This window comes from Antrihabitans stalactiti (assembly GCF_012932915.1).
Taxonomy (GTDB): domain Bacteria; phylum Actinomycetota; class Actinomycetes; order Mycobacteriales; family Mycobacteriaceae; genus Antrihabitans; species Antrihabitans stalactiti.
Genome location: NZ_VCQU01000009.1, coordinates 169,380 through 184,522, shown reverse-complemented (window position 1 = coordinate 184,522; position 15,143 = coordinate 169,380). Strand labels below are relative to the sequence as shown.

The following is a 15,143-nucleotide window of genomic DNA, read 5'->3' as shown; positions in this document are numbered from 1 at the left end:
GCTTTCAGGCTTCCGGCATCAGGATCCACGCTGCGATGTAGAGCAGCGCGACTGTTCCGAACGAGAACAGCGAACCGACGACAACAGCTGCGCGGACCAGGCTAGGGTCCAGCCCGAAGTAGTCGGCGAGGCCGGCGCACACACCGGCGACCCAACGGTCGGAACTGGAACGGACGAACGGGCGGGCGGGTTGCGTTTCGAATGTCATGTGTCCCAGTCTGTCTGGGGCGGTCCGCGCGCAACATCGGGATTGACCCTGATCTGCACCCTGAAATTCCCGACCACGCGTTCATCGCTCGTTCACCACGGCGACGTCTGTGCCGACTAATTTTCCGCTGGTGACCGAGCTTGCTGCGCGACCCGACGTTGCCGAGATCAAATACTTGAGTGCCATCGCCGATCTGCGTACCGCGGTGGATCTCGCGGACACGTCCGGCTTCGCGGTCGACGATGACGATGACGACGATCCCGTTCTGCTGACGCATCCCGACGGCGTGATCGTCGATACGTGGCGTGAGGGTTACCCGTACGACCACCGGATGTCGCGCTCGGAGTACGAGATGAGCAAGCGGCTGTTGCAGATCGAACTGCTGAAACTACAGAACTGGATCAAAGCCACCGGTGGTCGGATGGTCATCGTCTTCGAGGGTCGCGATGCCGCAGGTAAGGGCGGCACCATCAAGCGGTTCATGGAACACCTGAATCCGCGCGGAGCCAAGGTCGTCGCACTCGAAAAGCCGTCGGTCCGGGAGTCGACGCAGTGGTACTTCCAGCGCTACGTCGACCACTTGCCTGCAGCTGGGGAGATGGTGTTCTTCGACCGCTCTTGGTACAACCGCGCGGGCGTCGAGCGGGTCATGGGCTTCTGCACCGACGAGCAGCACGAGCGCTTCATCCGTCAGGTCCCACTCTTCGAGCAGATGCTCGTCGACGACGGCATTCACCTCGTCAAGTTCTGGTTCTCGGTGTCGCAACTGGAGCAGCGCACGCGGTTCGCGATCCGGCAGGTCGACCCGGTGCGGCAGTGGAAGCTATCCCCGATGGACCTCGCTTCCCTCGACAAGTGGGACCGCTACACCTCGGCCAAGGAAGAGAACTTCCGCGCCACCGATACCGACTTCGCACCATGGACCGTCGTCAAGAGCAACGACAAGAAGCGCGCCCGTCTCAACGCGATGCGGCACGTCCTGAATCGGTTCGAGTACGACAACCGGGACGAGGAGATCGTCGGTCAAGCCGATCCGCTGATCGTCGGCCGCGCGCGTGACGTCATAGCCGAGTAACCGTGCGCGCGTCTCACCCCTGCAGGGGTGAAATTCGCGCACAGTTCTAGGCTCGTGTCGTGGAGACGGTTCAGATCCAAATGCCGGACGGCAGTACGTCTCCGGTCTGGCTTTTCCCTGCCAACGGACCGCATTGCCATCCGCCGACGCCTGATGCGCCGCGGCCGGTGGTCGTCGTGGTTCCAGGCCTGGGCATTCCGGGCGGTTACTACGACGTCTTCGCTACGGACCTGGCGTCTCGAGGTTTCGACGTCGCCGTCGTCGAACTGCGAGGTCAAGGCGACAGCCGACCGAGGCCGACGCGCGACAGCCGCTATGGCTACCACGAACTCGCGTCCGTCGACTTCCCGGCGATGTTCGAGGTTGTGCGGGAGCGCTTTCCGGACAGCACGCCTTACCTGCTCGGTCACAGCTTCGGTGGACAGGTGGGCTTGCTGTACGCGGCTCGTATTCGCGGACGACTCGGCGGGATGATCCTCGTCGCGTCGGGCACGCCTTATTACCGGAGTTTCACCGGACCGTGGTCGCCGAAGGTGCTGGCCGGTTCCGCCGCAATGTCGTTGACCGCGAACATCGCCGGATTCTGGCCGGGTGATCGAGTCGGCGGTTTCGGTCGGCAGTCGAAGGTGCTCATCGCCGACTGGGCGCGTCTGGCACGGACCGGAAAGTTCGACCCCACCGACGCCGACATCGATTACGAAGAGCGGATCTCGCGGCTGAAGCTGCCCATTCTGTCCATCTCCATCGAGGGCGATGATGTCGCACCGGCAGAATCGGCGGCGCACCTCTACGGCAAGGTGCCCAATGCCGACGTGACGACGTGGCATCAGCCGGAACCCTTGGGACACAACGGCTGGATTCGAAACTCCGCCTCTACCGTCGATCGAATCGAAACCTGGCTCCGGGACCGTGCGTGATTTTCACCCCTGTGGGGGTGAGACGCGCGCACGGGGGTTGAGGCGGTCCCACAGGAATTCGTAGATCAACGCCGACTGGAATGCCATCTGCGCGTTGTTCGACGCGCCGCCGTGACCGCCTTCGATGTTCTCGTAATACCAGACGCGGTGACCGTATTTCTCCAGCCGCGCAGCCATTTTCCGTGCGTGACCGGGGTGGACGCGGTCGTCGCGGGTGGAGGTCGTCAGCAGGATCGGCGGGTAGTCCGCATCGCGGGCGACGTTCTGATACGGCGAGTACTGCTTGATGAAGTCCCACTCGGCGGGGTCGTCGGGATCGCCGTATTCGGCCACCCACGACGCTCCGGCGAGGAGTAGGTGATAGCGCTTCATGTCCAGCAGCGGGACCTGGCAGACCAACGCGCCGAACAACTTCGGGTACTGCGTGAGCATGACTCCCATCAGAAGTCCGCCGTTGCTGCCGCCGACCGCGCCGAGTTGATCAGGTGTTGTGATGCCGCGCGTGACCAAATCCGTTGCGACCGCGGCGAAATCCTCGTACACCTTGTGTCGTCCGGCCTTCTGAGCCTGTGTGTGCCACTCGGGTCCGTATTCGCCGCCGCCGCGAATGTTCGCCGTCACCGAGATGCCGCCACGCGACAGCCAGCCGATTCCGTTGCTGCCGTTGTACCCCGGCGTCCGGGAGACCTCGAAACCGCCGTAGCCGCCCAACAAGGTTGGACCGGTTGCGTTCGCCTGCCGCACAACGAAATACGGAATCATAGTGCCGTCCAGCGATTGTGCGAAGAACTGCTCGGTCACAACACCTTCGGCGTCGAAGTAGTGGGGTTGCTGCTTGATGGCAACGAGGTCTGCGCCGACCGAGCCCGCGAGAAGCGTTGTGGGATTGGTGAAGCCACTGCTCGTCAGCATGAACTCGTCGCCGCTTTCGAGCGGGTCGACGGTCAGGACGGAGGTCGACGCCATCTCGGGTGCATCGGTGAGCGGCACGGTCGTCCAGCCGTCCGTTCCGGGTGTGACGACGAACAGCTTGGTCTGCACATCCGAAAGCGTCACCAGGAGTACGTGGTTCTCGGTCCAGGTGTACTGGTAGAGCGACGTGTGCGCGTCCGGCAGAAACAGAATGTCGAAATCTCGCTCGCCTGCGAGGAATGAGTCGAAATCGATAGCGAGCAGGGCGCCGGTCGGAAATTGGTTGCCACCGACATCCCATGGGCTCTTGGTTCGAACGAAGAGCCAGCTCTTGTACCAGGATTCGCCGGCATCGCTGGGTGTGTCGAGCTGCTCGAGCGAACCGTCCGCGCGCTGGATATAGATCTCGTGGTTGAAGAAGTCGGTCGAACGGGAAACGTAATGGCGCTCGAAGCCGGGCGTACGGTCGAATCCTGCGGAGATGGAGATATCGGCCGCCCGACCCTCGAACACAGTCTCGGCGTCGGCCAGTGCGGTACCGCGACGCCAACGTTTCGCGATCCGCGGATAGCCGGACTCGGTGAGTGAGCCTTCGCCGAAATCTGTTCCGACATAGACGGTGTCGGGATCGATCCAGCTGACCGACGACTTCGCCTCAGGCAAGTAGAACCCGCCATCCTCGGGATCGATGAATGTGCGCGTCGCCATATCGAATTCACGAACGACGCCGGCGTCGGCGCCGCCGCGGGAGAGTTCGACCAGCGCGCGGTGCTGATCCGGTCGAAAGACGCTGGCTCCGGCCCAGACCCAGTTCTCGTCCTCAGCGTCGGACAGCGCGTCGAGATCGATCAGAACGTCCCAGTCGGGTTCGTCTTTGCGGTACTCCTCGGGCGACGTCCGGCGCCAGAGCCCACGCGTGTGCTGTGCGTCGCGCCAGAAGTTGTACAGAAATTTGCCGCGACGGCCAGGCAGCGGTATCCGCTCGTCGGCATCCAGCATTGCGAGCAGCCGGTCTTCGAGCTCGGTGAATTGCTCGCCCGCGGCGAACAACGCCGTCGTGCGGGCGTTGCGCTCACGGACCCAGCCGAGCGCTTCCTCGTCTTCGACAGCCTCTAGCCACAGATAGGGATCGTCACTCACGGCACCCATTGTGTCCGAGCCTCGCTCACCGAGTTCGGCGGCCGCTTACATTTGTAGCCGTGATCTGGGAACAGCATTGCTGCCTACCGCTGATACACGCGGCGGACATCAGCGAGCTCGCGCGCTACCACAACCCCCTTGGCGCGTATCTGTCTGTGAACGTGGGCTATTCGCCACAAACGCGCGCGGACTCGACGGCTTTCGCGACCGACTTCGCCGACCGTGCAACCAGCGACGGGCGATTCGACACGGTCCGGACGGTCGACGACATCGTCAGCGCCGTCGCGAACGACAAGATCGCCCTGGCCTTCGATCTCGAAGATTCCGGACCCTTGGAAGGTGACCTGAGCAACGTCGCCCACTTCTACGACCTCGGCGTGCGCTCGCTGTTGCCGACGTACAACCACGCCAATGCAGCAGGCTGTGGCTGCTTGGACAGCAACGACACTGGTCTGACGGCATACGGTCGCGACTTGGTCCGTGAGATGAATCAGGTCGGGATGTTCGTCGACGGCTCGCACTGCTCGCGACAAACCGGCTTGGACCTCGCCGCGACGAGTGCTCGACCGACGATCTACAGCCACTCCAATTTCGCTTCACTGTGGGCTCATCCCCGCAACATCACCGACGACCAAGCCCGCGCATGCGCCGACACCGGCGGAGTTGTGGGCATCAACGGCGTCGGAATTTTTCTGGGCGTCAACGGACCCGGCGACGACGCTCGTCGTCTCGAAGCAATGGCCGACCAAATCGAATACGGGGTAAATCTCCTCGGCATTTCGCACGTCGGCGTCGGGTCCGACTACAGCTTCGATCACGCGGACTTCAATCTGATGCTGGCGACGAACCCGGAGGCGTTCTCCGCGGCCTATACGAGCTGGGGTCCCCTGCACTGGGTCCCGCCGGAAGACACCTTGACCCTCGATGCCGTGCTGCGCGTTCGTGGCCACGACGACGACGCGATCGCTGCGGTGATGGGTGGAAACTTCATGCGAATCGCGCGGGAGGTGTGGCAATGATCGGCGATGAGCGGTTGCGGGAGTTGGCGTTCCGGCTGACCACCGTCGAAGGAATCGTCGGCGTCACCCTCGGTGGGAGCCGCGCACGCGGCACACATCAGCCGGACTCCGACGTCGATATAGGGCTCTACTACCGTCCTCCGCTCGATACGGCTGCGCTCGCCGGACTTGCCCGAGAGGTGGCAGGAGTGGACGCCACGGTGACAGCGCGCGGTGAATGGGGACCCTGGGTCGACGGTGGGGCGTGGTTGACGATCGAGGGCGGCGCGGTCGACTGGTTGTACCGCGATCTCGACCGCGTGATCGCGGTCTGGGCAGGGGCGAAGCAGGGTGCGTACGGGTTCCACGCACAGAACGGACATCCCTTCGGGTTCGCGGATTTCGCATACGCCGGCGAACTCGCTCTCGCGCTGGTTCTCGCCGACCCAACGGGAGAGTTGGACGGCCTGCGCCGGACGATGCGGGACTATCCAGAGGCCTTGAGCAAGAGTCTGGTTGCCCGACTGTGGGAGGCGACGTTCGACGTCCGAATCGCGCGCAAAGCCATCGGCCGTGCGGACACGACTTTCATCGCAGGGTGCCTGTTTCGGGCGGTCACAGTTTGCGCTCACGCGTTACATGGCCATGCCGGTCGGTGGCTGATCAACGAGAAGGGCGCGATCGCCGCGGCCAGCGCGCTCCCAGACGCGCCCGCAGATTTCGCGATTCGCGCACACCGACTCATGGGCGAGCTCGGCTCGACACCGACCGAGCTTGCCGACGCACTGGCCGTCGCCGAGGAACTGATCGCCGAAACGAGGTCGGTCTGCGAGGAGCCGTGAGGGGATCCGTGTGCAGCCGCAACCGCGCGGTACTAGGCTCGTCGCCGTGACCTCACACTTCGATGTCGTTGTTCTCGGTGCCGGTCCCGGTGGCTATGTCGCGGCGATCCGCGCGGCCCAACTGGGCTTGAACACCGCCATTATCGAGAAGCAGTACTGGGGCGGGGTGTGCCTCAACGTCGGTTGTATTCCGTCGAAGGCCCTGCTGCGGAATGCCGAACTGGCACACATCTTCAACAAGGAAGCCAAGACGTTCGGCATCTCGGGCGACGTGAGCTTCGACTTCGGCGTGGCATTCGACCGTAGCCGCAAGGTCGCGGACGGTCGCGTCAAAGGCGTGCACTTCCTGATGAAGAAGAACAAGATCACCGAGTTCGACGGCCTCGGCAGTTTCACCGATCCGAAGACGATCAGCGTGGAGCTGTCCAAGGGCGGTACGGAGACGCTCACGTTCGACAACGTGATCATCGCGACGGGTACGGAGACGAAACTCCTGCCTGGCACGTCCTTGAGCAAGAACGTCGTGACCTACGAAGAGCAGATCCTGACGCGCGAGTTGCCCGAGTCGATCATCATCGTCGGTGCCGGCGCAATCGGCATGGAGTTCGGTTACGTCCTCGCCAACTACGGCGTAGACGTGCGAATCGTCGAGTTCCTGGACCGTGCGCTGCCGAACGAGGACGCCGACGTCTCGAAGGAAATCACGAAGGCTTACAAGAAGCTCGGCGTGAAGATTCAGGTCGGCGCTGCGGTCCAGTCGATCGAGGACGACGGCTCGAAGGTCACGGTCTCGATCAAGGACAACAAGAGCGGCGACATCGAGACGGTCACCGTCGACAAGGTGCTGCAGGCTGTCGGCTTCGCTCCGCGCCTGGAGGGCTACGGGCTGGAGAACACCGGCGTCGAACTCAGCGACCGGCCCAAGGCCATCGCCATCGACAACCAGATGCGGACCAACGTCCCACACATCTATGCGATCGGTGACGTCACCGCCAAGTTGCAGCTCGCGCACGTCGCGGAGGCACAGGGGGTGGTCGCGGCCGAAACCATTGCAGGTGCAGAGACGCTCCCGATCGACGACTACCGCATGATGCCGCGTGCGACGTTCTGCCAGCCGCAGGTTGCGAGCTTCGGCCTCACCGAGCAGCAGGCGCGCGACGAAGGTTACGACGTCAAGGTCGCGACCTTCCCGTTCACGGCGAACGGCAAGGCGCACGGACTCGGCGACCCGACTGGATTCGTCAAGCTGATCTCGGACCAGAAGTACGGCGAACTCATCGGCGGGCACCTGATCGGGCCGGACGTCTCCGAGCTGTTGCCGGAGTTGACGCTCGCGCAGAAGTGGGACCTGACGGTCAACGAACTCACGCGCAACGTGCACACTCACCCGACGCTGAGCGAGGCGCTGCAAGAGGCACTGCACGGCCTCGCAGGCCACATGATCAACTTCTGATTTCCGGTCAGCGGCGGCGCGCGTCGTAAGCGGCCTGCGCCGCCGTTACGTCCGGCATCTTCCCTTCGAGTAGCTCGATCAGGCCTCGTAGCCGATCGGCGACTTCCTCGCCCAGTGGCGTCAGGCTGTACTCGACCTTCGGCGGGATGGCCGCGAGTACTTCGCGGTGTACCAAGCCGTCGCGTTCCAGCGCCTGCAGGGTCTGCGACAGCATTCGCTCACTCACACCGTCGACGTGGCGCCGCAATGCGTTGAACCGCTGCGGACCGTCGTCCAATGCGACGAGAGCCAACACGCCCCATCGACCGGTGACGTCGAGCAAAGTCTCGCGCGACGGACAGTTCCGGTCGAAGACGTCCGCCTCGAGGGTGGTGGCATCCCACGCGGCGTTCTCCGATTGCATGAATACATGGTACAACCGTCGCCGTGGTCACATGCTATTGCGGTAGTGCTGCATTTTAGTTAGTGTCATTCGAAAGGGAAGTTACTACGAAATTTGGAGTGCGCATGACCATCGCCGTCACCGGAGCAAGTGGCAACCTAGGGCGTCTCGTCGTCGAGGCGGTGCTCGCGCGAGGTACCGAACCGGCCGATGTTGTTGCCGTGGTGCGGGATTCGGCCAAGGTCGCCGACCTTGCCGACCGTGGTGTCGTCGTCCGTGAGGCGACCTACGAAGATCCGGCTGCGCTGAAGGAAGCGCTCGCAGGCGTCGACAAATTGCTGCTGGTCTCCGGAAGTGATGTGGGGCAGCGGGTCGAGCAGCATGCCAACGTGATCCGCGCGGCGGCCGACGCCGGTGTGCAGTCGATCGCGTACACGAGCATCCTCGACGCGTCCCGCAGCCCGCTGGCTCTCGCCGCCGAGCACAAGGCGACCGAGGAGATTCTCGCGACGTCCGGCGTCCCCTATGTACTGCTTCGCAATGGCTGGTACTGGGAGAATTACACCAACGGACTGGCTGCAACCGTCGAGCGCGGCGTACTGATCGGCAGTGCGGGCGAAGGGAAGGTCGCCGGTGCAGCGCGCGCCGATTACGCCGAAGCGGCGGCGGCTGTCCTGACCTCCGAGGGGCACGACAGGTTGGTCTACGAGCTCGGCGGAAACGAGCGGCTCACGTATGCAGAACTGGCGCAACAGCTCTCGGCGGTCAGTGGCGAAGCTGTCCGCTACCTGAACCTGTCAGCGGCCGATTACGTGAGCGCGCTCGAACAGGCCGGCGTTCCATCGGGATTCGCGAGCGTGCTGGCGGACTCCGACGTCGGCGCCGCTGCAGGCGCCCTCGATACCGACAGCGGCGACCTTCAACGGCTGCTCGGACGCTCGTCTACCCCCGTCGCAACTGTCCTGCGAACGGCTTTGGCGCGCTAGAAATCCCGCTGAATCCGCAGCGTAGTGATCGTGGTCGCCAATCCGTCGTACTGAGCGACGAGAAGCAGGAACTCGATCAGCCGCCGCTCGTCGAAGTGCTCGGCGAGCGCGGCCCACGTCGCGTCGGTCAGATCCTTGACCGTGACGAGTTCGTCGACGGCGGTGAGCAGTGCGCGATCTTTGTCGCTCCACTCTGGCGCTGTCGGACCCACCTTCACCTGTTCGAACAGCTCGCGCGTCACTCCGGCTCTCTTGCCCAGCCGGACGTGGTGGTCCGTCTCGTACTCGCAGCTGCGCAGGTGCGCGATTCGCAAAATGACCAGCTCGGTGTCGTAACGCTTGAGCTTTCCGCCTGGCATCAGCTTGCCGCTGTAGAACAGCCACCCTCGAAACAGGCCACCTGCGCGGCCGAGAGTGCTGAACAAATGCGCGTCCTGCGTGCCCGATCCGCGGGAAAGGACCTGCCAGACTACCCAGTTGATCGGTCCGAGTTCTTTCAGTCGCCCCGGAGATATGCGGGGGGCTTCGGACTGCTGCGGTGTCGTCATGCCTTCGACGCTACTCAATCCCGGACCGCGAGCCCAAGCTTCGCCATCGATAGCGCTCGTGTGGCACGTTCCAAGACGGTCGTCTGTGAGCTTGCGATGTGGGAGATCAGCGAATCGCGGGCCGCTCTGAGCCGACCTTCGAGTACGAGCTCGGCGATGTGCACGTGCTCGCGGATCATCGTGGTGATTCGTTCGTCGGACAACGCATCGAGCGCTCGGGCGGGCCGTACCCGTGCATTCACCGCCTCCAATGCGTCGGCCAGTGCGGGGTTGCCTGATGACGACAGCAAGACCATGTGGAAATGTTCGTCGGCGATGACGAGGTCGGAGCCCGCGCTCGGCGATGCGCTTCGGTATTGCTCCCAGGTCCCGAGTTCTGCCCGCAGCAGAGCGTGGTCGTGACTGAGCGTCGGATCGTCGAGTACCCGCTGAATTCCTTTGGATTCCAGCGTTACTCGAAGTTCGTACAACCCGTCCAGCTCGTCCAGGCGTGGCCGGTACGGATACAGACCATGGTGGTCACGCTCGATCAGCCCGTCGGCGAGCAGCCGCGCCAATGCCTCGCGGACAGGAGTCCTCGACACGCCGTAGAGCTCGGCCAGCCGCTCTTCCCCGAGCCGCTCGTTCGGCGAGATCGACCCTGACGCGAGATCTCTGCGCAGCGAGTTGTACACCTTCTCGCCGAGCGGGCGGTCCTGTCGCGACCCCCGGCCGACCATGTCAGATTGCCATCGCGGCGCGAACGGTCGATTCGGCCGCAGCCCCGCCGTCGCCGGAGGAGGTGACTCGACCGGATTGCAGGACGTAATACCGTTGCGCCGCCTGCAATGCGAACCCGATGTGCTGTTCGACGAGCAGCACGCTGAGCCCACCGCGCGCGGTGAGCTCGACGATGGTCCGTTCGATTTCGGCGACGACCGACGGCTGAATTCCCTCGGTCGGCTCGTCGAGAATCAGCAACTTCGGCTCGGTGATCAACGCTCGCGCGATGGCGAGTTGCTGGCGCTGGCCGCCGGAGAGCAGGCCTGCGCGTCTGGCCGACAAGTCGCGCAATGCGGGAAACAGCTCGAGCGATTCTTCGATCAATGCCTTGCCGCGTTTGCGGCCGTCGGCGACGACCTGCAGGTTCTCCATGGTGGTCAGCTGCCCGAACGACTGCTGGCCCTGCGGCACATATGCGATGCCGCGGCGCACCCGCGCGCTGGGACGCAGCTTGCCGACGTCGTCGCCGTCGAAGAGGACCTTCCCCGATTTGGCGGGCAGCAGGCCGACTGCCGCGCGCAACAGGGTCGTCTTCCCAGCACCGTTGTGGCCCATCACCGCAGCCACGCCATCCGCTGGAACGGAAAGGGATACACCGTGAATCACTTCGGAGCGGCCGTATCCGGTCCGCACGTCGACGAGTTCAAGCATTCGCTTCTCCTGTCTCGGCGGCGACCTTGGCCAGCTCTTCGCCGCCCGCAGCGGTGCCGAGGTAGACCGCTTGCACCTTGGGATCGGCTTGGACCTCTTCGACCGTTCCCTCGCTGAGGATCTTGCCGCCGGCGAGGACGGTGACCGACGTCGCGAACGCGCGCATGAAGTCCATGTCGTGCTCCACGACGACGACCGTGCGTTCGCCACCGATGCGCCGCAACAGGTTTCCGGTCTCGTCGCGCTCTTCGGCGCTCATGCCCGCGACGGGCTCGTCGAGCAGCAGGACCGACGCGTTCTGGACCAGCAACATGCCGATCTCCAGCCATTGCTTCTGCCCGTGCGCCAGAATGCCTGCCGGTTTGTCGACGAGATCGCCGAGACCGGTGATTTCCAGTGCCTCTTCGATTTTCGGCAAGATCGAGCGACGCTTGCGCAGCATCGTCAGTACGGACCGATGCGCACCGGCGGCGATGTCGAGGTTTTGCAGGACCGTGAGTTGTTCGAACACGCTCGCAGTCTGGAAGGTTCGCCCGACACCGAGTCGGGCGATCTGGTGCACCTTCTTACCGAGCAGTTCGACGCCGGACTTACGCACCGACCCAGTTGCGGGCACAAGACCGGTGATGGCGTCGATCACGGTCGTCTTGCCTGCGCCGTTGGGGCCGATCAAGAATCTGAGGTCGCCTTGCAACAAGGTGAGGTCGACATCCGTGACCGCCTTGAATCCGTCGAAACTGACCGTCAGCCCACGTATTTCGAGGTACTCGGTCCCCATCCCCACGTTGCCCCCGAAGGTGGGCTCGTGGCTGACCGCTGTCGTCATCGTGCCGGCTCCTTCGCCAAGTCGGGTGTCACATCGTCGACGCCCTCGGTCACCACCGGTGGTGGCGGCGATTCGGGACCGACCTTGGCTTTTCGGCGTAGCCGCAGCGCAGCGAGACCGGCAAGGCCGGCGGGGAAGAAGCCGACGACGACGACGAACAGTGCGCCTTGAAAGTACGTCCAGCCCGACGGGAATTCCTCGGACAGCGTGCTGGTAGCCCAACCGACGGCAATTGCGCCGATGACAGGACCGAAAAGTGTTGTCCGCCCACCGATTGCCACACCGATGAGGAATGCGATCGACGGAGCGATACCGATATCTGCCGGCGTGATGAATCCGACGATCGGGACGAACAGTGCCCCAGCGATTCCCGCGAAGAGTGCAGCGACCGCGTAAGCGACGATTTTGATGTTGGCGGGGTCGTAGCCAAGGAAACGGACGCGCTCTTCCTGATCACGCACCGCAACGAGCAGTTCGCCGTAGCGGCTGTTCATCAACTGCCACGTCACGAGAAGGACGACGATGAGCGTTGCTGCGGCAATGTAGAACAGCATCTTCTTGTTGACCGGGTCGTAGAGGTTGAAGCCGAAGAACGTTTGAAAACCGTTGAGCCCGTTGGATCCGCCGATGCTCTGTTGGCCGGTGAGATAGATCGCGATCGCGCCCGCCAGCGCCTGACTGAGAATCGCGAAGTAGGCGCCTTTGACGCGGCGTTTGAAGACGCCGAAGCCGAGGATTACCGCAACCAGCGGGGGAATGACCACAATCGCGAACAGAGCGAAGGCAGGTGACCTGAAGGGCTCCCAGTAGGCGGGTAGTTCGCGAATGCCCGCAATCCCCATGAAGTCGGGAACGTCACTGTGCGCGATCTCGGCATCTGCGATCTTCAGATGCATGCCCATCATGAAGGCGCCGAGTCCGAAAAACACGCCCTGACCGAGGGTGAGCATTCCGCCACGGCCCCAAGCCAATCCGATGCCCACTGCCACGATGGCAAAGCAAAGATACTTCGCGAGTAGATTGAGCCGAAAATCGCTGAGCATGGCGGGGGCCGCAGCGAACAGGAGAACAACAGCGACGGCAAAGCCGATGATCGTGCCGCCTCGGCTGCGCAGGAAACTCATGCGAGACTCCTCGTCTTGACTGTGAACAAGCCTTGGGGTCGCACCTGCAGGAACACGACGATCAGGAGGAACACGATCACCTTGGCCAGTGATGCCGTCGTTTCGTGTTCGATGAATGCATTGAGTAGTCCGATCGAGAAGGCCGCGATGACAACGCCTTTGACTTGGCCGAGGCCGCCGATCACCACGACGAGGAAGGCGTCGATCAAATAGGACTGGCCCGTGGTAGAACTCGTCGCGCCGATCAGGGTCAGCGCCACCCCGGCCACTCCGGCCAGGCCTGATCCGATGAAGAACGTGCTGATGTCGGTTCTGCGGCTGGATATCCCGCTGGTCTCGGCGAGGTCCCTGTTCTGCACGACAGCGCGAATCCGCCGCCCGAGCGGCGTCACCTTCAGTGCGAGTGCAAGGACCGCCACACACACGACCGCAAGGATCATGATGAAGATTCGCGCCTTCGGGATGACGGCACCGAGAATCTCGACGCCGCCGCGAAGCCACTCGGGAGATGCGACATTCACGGCAGGCGCACCGAAAATATCGCGAGCGACCTGCTGAAGAATCAGCCCGACTCCGAACGTCACAAGCAGCGTGTCGAGCGGCCTTTTGTACATCCGGTTGATCAGAGTCACCTCCAGCAGCACGCCCATGGCTCCGCCGACGATGAATCCGACGAAGAGCGAGATGAAAAGCGAGACACCGGCACTGGAGAAGACCTTCTGCACCACGTAGGCCGTGTAGCAGCCAGCCATGATGAACTCACCGTGGGCCATGTTGATTACGCCCATCTGACCGAAAGTCAGCGATAGGCCCAGCGCTGCGAGCAGCAGGATCGACCCGAGGCTGAGCCCGGTGAACAACTGCCCGATCAGGACTTCCATGCCGATGTCCCGCCCTTCTATGTCTCGTCGATGCCTAGCCGGTTACTTGCAGGAGCCCGAATCTTGCAGCGACTTCGCCCATTCATACGAGCACAGGTACGGATCCGGCTTGATCGGCGCGGGTGATGCCCACACGGTGTAGATGAGCCCGTCCGGCTTGATCTCGCCGATGAGCGCCGTCTTCGTGATGTGGTGGTTGCTGCCGTCGATGGTGACCTTGCCTTCCGGTGCGTCGAAGCTCACGCCGTCAGCGTTGTCCTGAATTGCCTTGACGTCGAACGACTTCGCCTTTTCGACGGTTGCCTTCCAGAGGTAGACGGATGCGTAGGCCGCCTCCATCGGGTCGGACGTCGGCTTGCCCGGGTACTTCGCCTGGTAGGCCGTCACGAAGGACTTGTTCGCGGGTGTGTCGACCGTTTGGTAGTAGTTCCACGCCGCCAGCTGCCCTTGCAGCACCGGGGCGCCGATCGCCGCGACTTCCTCCTCGGCGATGGACACCGAAATCACCGGCATGTCCGCGGCCTTGAGGCCTTTGTTGTTGTATTCGTTGAAGAACGCGACGTTGGAATCGCCATTGAGCGTGTTGAAGACCGCGTCTGCGTCCTTCTCGCGAACCTTGTCGACGATGGTGCCGAAGGCGGTCGAACCCAGCGGTGCGTAGTCCTCGCCCTTGATTTCGATGCCGTTCGCGGCGGCGTAGGCCTTGATCTCGCGGTTGGCGGTCTGCGGGAAGACGTAGTCGCTGCCGACGAGATAGAGCGACTTGACGCCCTTCTCCTTCAGGTAGTCGAGGCCCGGAATGATCTGCTGGTTCGTGGTCGCGCCGGTGTAGAAGATGTTCTTCGAGTCCTCGAGGCCCTCGTACTGCACGGGGTAATAGAGAAGCGAGTTCTTGCCCTCGAACACCGGCTTCATGGCCTTGCGGCTCGAGGACGTCCAGCCACCGAATACCGCTGCGACGCAGTCGCTGCTGATCAATTTCTCGGCCTTCTCGGCGAATACCTTCGGCTCGGATTGCCCGTCCTCGCGGACCGGTTCGATCTTCTTGCCCAGTACGCCGCCCGAGGCATTGATCTGGTCGATGGCCAGCAAGATGGAGTCGCGGACGGTCACCTCGCTGATCGCCATCGTCCCTGAGGTCGAGTTGAGCACGCCTACCTTGACGGTGTCTCCCGACGTATCGACACACGATTTGGACGCTTCGGAATCGCCGGCCTTGGAGCCGCAGCCGGCAAGGACCAGTCCGGCGGCCGCGACTGCAGTGGGGAGTGCGACGAATCGCTGAAAGCGTCTGGACCGTTGGCGAGGATTGGCACAAGAATCTGGCATTGACGGGCCTTTCGTTCAACCGGAAGGGACGATCGAACACGCCGCGTATCCGCCGTTGTATACAGCGGCTGTATTCGTGAACGCAGACATTAAAGGGAAAGTATTGCGC

At 63.1% G+C, this 15,143-nt stretch carries 16 protein-coding genes; 6 read left to right on the top strand and 10 right to left on the bottom strand.

Features of this window, described 5'->3' with window-relative positions; translation table 11 throughout:
• Positions 1-4 precede the first annotated feature (4 nt).
• Positions 5-208 carry a PspC domain-containing protein gene (locus FGL95_RS23865; protein ID WP_169591653.1) on the bottom strand — a complete coding sequence of 68 codons (204 nt, stop codon included), beginning with the start codon at positions 206-208 and terminating at the stop codon, positions 5-7.
• 130 nt (positions 209-338) lie between these two features.
• On the opposite strand from FGL95_RS23865, the gene ppk2 reads away from it, so the two are divergent.
• Both ppk2 and FGL95_RS23855 read left to right on the top strand, forming a co-directional pair.
• Positions 339-1,283 (top strand): polyphosphate kinase 2, encoded by a 945-nt coding sequence (gene ppk2, locus FGL95_RS23860; RefSeq protein ID WP_420838080.1) that lies wholly within the window; start codon positions 339-341, stop codon positions 1,281-1,283.
• 59 nt (positions 1,284-1,342) lie between these two features.
• A complete protein-coding gene (locus FGL95_RS23855) occupies positions 1,343-2,200 on the top strand; it encodes an alpha/beta fold hydrolase (RefSeq protein WP_169591650.1) in 858 nt (285 codons plus the stop codon).
• A 3-nt stretch (positions 2,201-2,203) separates the two neighbouring features.
• Here FGL95_RS23855 and FGL95_RS23850 read toward each other — a convergent pair whose 3' ends face one another.
• Positions 2,204-4,261, bottom strand: coding sequence for a prolyl oligopeptidase family serine peptidase (locus tag FGL95_RS23850; protein WP_169591647.1), 2,058 nt, complete (start codon positions 4,259-4,261; stop codon positions 2,204-2,206).
• A 50-nt stretch (positions 4,262-4,311) separates the two neighbouring features.
• Between FGL95_RS23850 and FGL95_RS23845 the strand changes: the two genes are divergently transcribed.
• From FGL95_RS23845 to lpdA, 3 genes are read left to right on the top strand one after another with little or no spacing between them, the layout of a single operon-like run.
• Entirely contained in the window at positions 4,312-5,271 is a 960-nt protein-coding gene (locus FGL95_RS23845) for a membrane dipeptidase (protein ID WP_169591645.1), read from the top strand.
• Positions 5,268-6,092 (top strand): nucleotidyltransferase domain-containing protein, encoded by an 825-nt coding sequence (locus FGL95_RS23840; protein WP_169591642.1) that lies wholly within the window; start codon positions 5,268-5,270, stop codon positions 6,090-6,092. Before FGL95_RS23845 ends, FGL95_RS23840 begins: the two co-directional genes overlap by 4 nt.
• A gap of 46 nt (positions 6,093-6,138) precedes the next feature.
• On the top strand, positions 6,139-7,545 hold the full coding sequence (lpdA, locus tag FGL95_RS23835) for a dihydrolipoyl dehydrogenase (protein WP_169591640.1): 1,407 nt from the start codon (positions 6,139-6,141) through the stop codon (positions 7,543-7,545).
• A gap of 7 nt (positions 7,546-7,552) precedes the next feature.
• Here the strand turns inward: lpdA and FGL95_RS23830 are convergent, their stop codons facing one another.
• Positions 7,553-7,948 carry a winged helix-turn-helix transcriptional regulator gene (locus FGL95_RS23830; RefSeq protein ID WP_169591637.1) on the bottom strand — a complete coding sequence of 132 codons (396 nt, stop codon included), beginning with the start codon at positions 7,946-7,948 and terminating at the stop codon, positions 7,553-7,555.
• 104 nt (positions 7,949-8,052) lie between these two features.
• Between FGL95_RS23830 and FGL95_RS23825 the strand changes: the two genes are divergently transcribed.
• Positions 8,053-8,913: an SDR family oxidoreductase gene (locus tag FGL95_RS23825; protein WP_169591635.1), complete on the top strand. Its 861-nt coding sequence runs from the start codon at positions 8,053-8,055 to the stop codon at positions 8,911-8,913.
• Here the strand turns inward: FGL95_RS23825 and FGL95_RS23820 are convergent.
• From FGL95_RS23820 to urtA, 7 genes are read right to left on the bottom strand one after another with little or no spacing between them, the layout of a single operon-like run.
• Positions 8,910-9,461: a carboxymuconolactone decarboxylase family protein gene (locus tag FGL95_RS23820; protein ID WP_169591632.1), complete on the bottom strand. Its 552-nt coding sequence runs from the start codon at positions 9,459-9,461 to the stop codon at positions 8,910-8,912. The two genes, FGL95_RS23825 and FGL95_RS23820, sit on opposite strands and share 4 nt — an antisense overlap.
• A gap of 14 nt (positions 9,462-9,475) precedes the next feature.
• Positions 9,476-10,180: a GntR family transcriptional regulator gene (locus FGL95_RS23815; RefSeq protein WP_169591630.1), complete on the bottom strand. Its 705-nt coding sequence runs from the start codon at positions 10,178-10,180 to the stop codon at positions 9,476-9,478.
• 1 nt (position 10,181) lies between these two features.
• Complete coding sequence (gene urtE, locus FGL95_RS23810) at positions 10,182-10,874, bottom strand: urea ABC transporter ATP-binding subunit UrtE (RefSeq protein WP_169591627.1); 693 nt, start codon at positions 10,872-10,874, stop codon at positions 10,182-10,184.
• A complete protein-coding gene (gene urtD, locus FGL95_RS23805; protein WP_169591625.1) occupies positions 10,867-11,700 on the bottom strand; it encodes an urea ABC transporter ATP-binding protein UrtD in 834 nt (277 codons plus the stop codon). The genes urtE and urtD overlap by 8 nt, the downstream gene beginning before the upstream one ends.
• On the bottom strand, positions 11,697-12,824 hold the full coding sequence (gene urtC / locus FGL95_RS23800; protein WP_169591623.1) for an urea ABC transporter permease subunit UrtC: 1,128 nt from the start codon (positions 12,822-12,824) through the stop codon (positions 11,697-11,699). Before urtC ends, urtD begins: the two co-directional genes overlap by 4 nt.
• Complete coding sequence (gene urtB, locus FGL95_RS23795; protein WP_169591620.1) at positions 12,821-13,705, bottom strand: urea ABC transporter permease subunit UrtB; 885 nt, start codon at positions 13,703-13,705, stop codon at positions 12,821-12,823. The genes urtC and urtB overlap by 4 nt, the downstream gene beginning before the upstream one ends.
• A 42-nt stretch (positions 13,706-13,747) precedes the next feature.
• Positions 13,748-15,034, bottom strand: a complete 1,287-nt coding sequence (urtA, locus tag FGL95_RS23790; protein ID WP_169591618.1) for an urea ABC transporter substrate-binding protein — start codon at positions 15,032-15,034, stop codon at positions 13,748-13,750.
• Positions 15,035-15,143 lie beyond the last annotated feature (109 nt).

Bases quoted from the DNA above. Each gene is read 5' to 3' on its own strand.
- FGL95_RS23815 (WP_169591630.1), bottom strand. From the start codon at position 10,180: ATGGTCGGCCGGGGGTCGCGACAGGACCGCCCGCTCGGCGAGAAGGTG.
- urtD (WP_169591625.1), bottom strand. From the start codon at position 11,700: ATGACGACAGCGGTCAGCCACGAGCCCACCTTCGGGGGCAACGTGGGG.
- FGL95_RS23840 (WP_169591642.1), top strand. From the start codon at position 5,268: ATGATCGGCGATGAGCGGTTGCGGGAGTTGGCGTTCCGGCTGACCACC.
- FGL95_RS23825 (WP_169591635.1), top strand. From the start codon at position 8,053: ATGACCATCGCCGTCACCGGAGCAAGTGGCAACCTAGGGCGTCTCGTC.
- urtA (WP_169591618.1), bottom strand. From the start codon at position 15,034: ATGCCAGATTCTTGTGCCAATCCTCGCCAACGGTCCAGACGCTTTCAG.
- urtE (WP_169591627.1), bottom strand. From the start codon at position 10,874: ATGCTTGAACTCGTCGACGTGCGGACCGGATACGGCCGCTCCGAAGTG.
- FGL95_RS23865 (WP_169591653.1), bottom strand. From the start codon at position 208: ATGACATTCGAAACGCAACCCGCCCGCCCGTTCGTCCGTTCCAGTTCC.
- FGL95_RS23830 (WP_169591637.1), bottom strand. From the start codon at position 7,948: ATGCAATCGGAGAACGCCGCGTGGGATGCCACCACCCTCGAGGCGGAC.
- FGL95_RS23820 (WP_169591632.1), bottom strand. From the start codon at position 9,461: ATGACGACACCGCAGCAGTCCGAAGCCCCCCGCATATCTCCGGGGCGA.
- FGL95_RS23850 (WP_169591647.1), bottom strand. From the start codon at position 4,261: ATGGGTGCCGTGAGTGACGATCCCTATCTGTGGCTAGAGGCTGTCGAA.
- urtB (WP_169591620.1), bottom strand. From the start codon at position 13,705: ATGGAAGTCCTGATCGGGCAGTTGTTCACCGGGCTCAGCCTCGGGTCG.
- urtC (WP_169591623.1), bottom strand. From the start codon at position 12,824: ATGAGTTTCCTGCGCAGCCGAGGCGGCACGATCATCGGCTTTGCCGTC.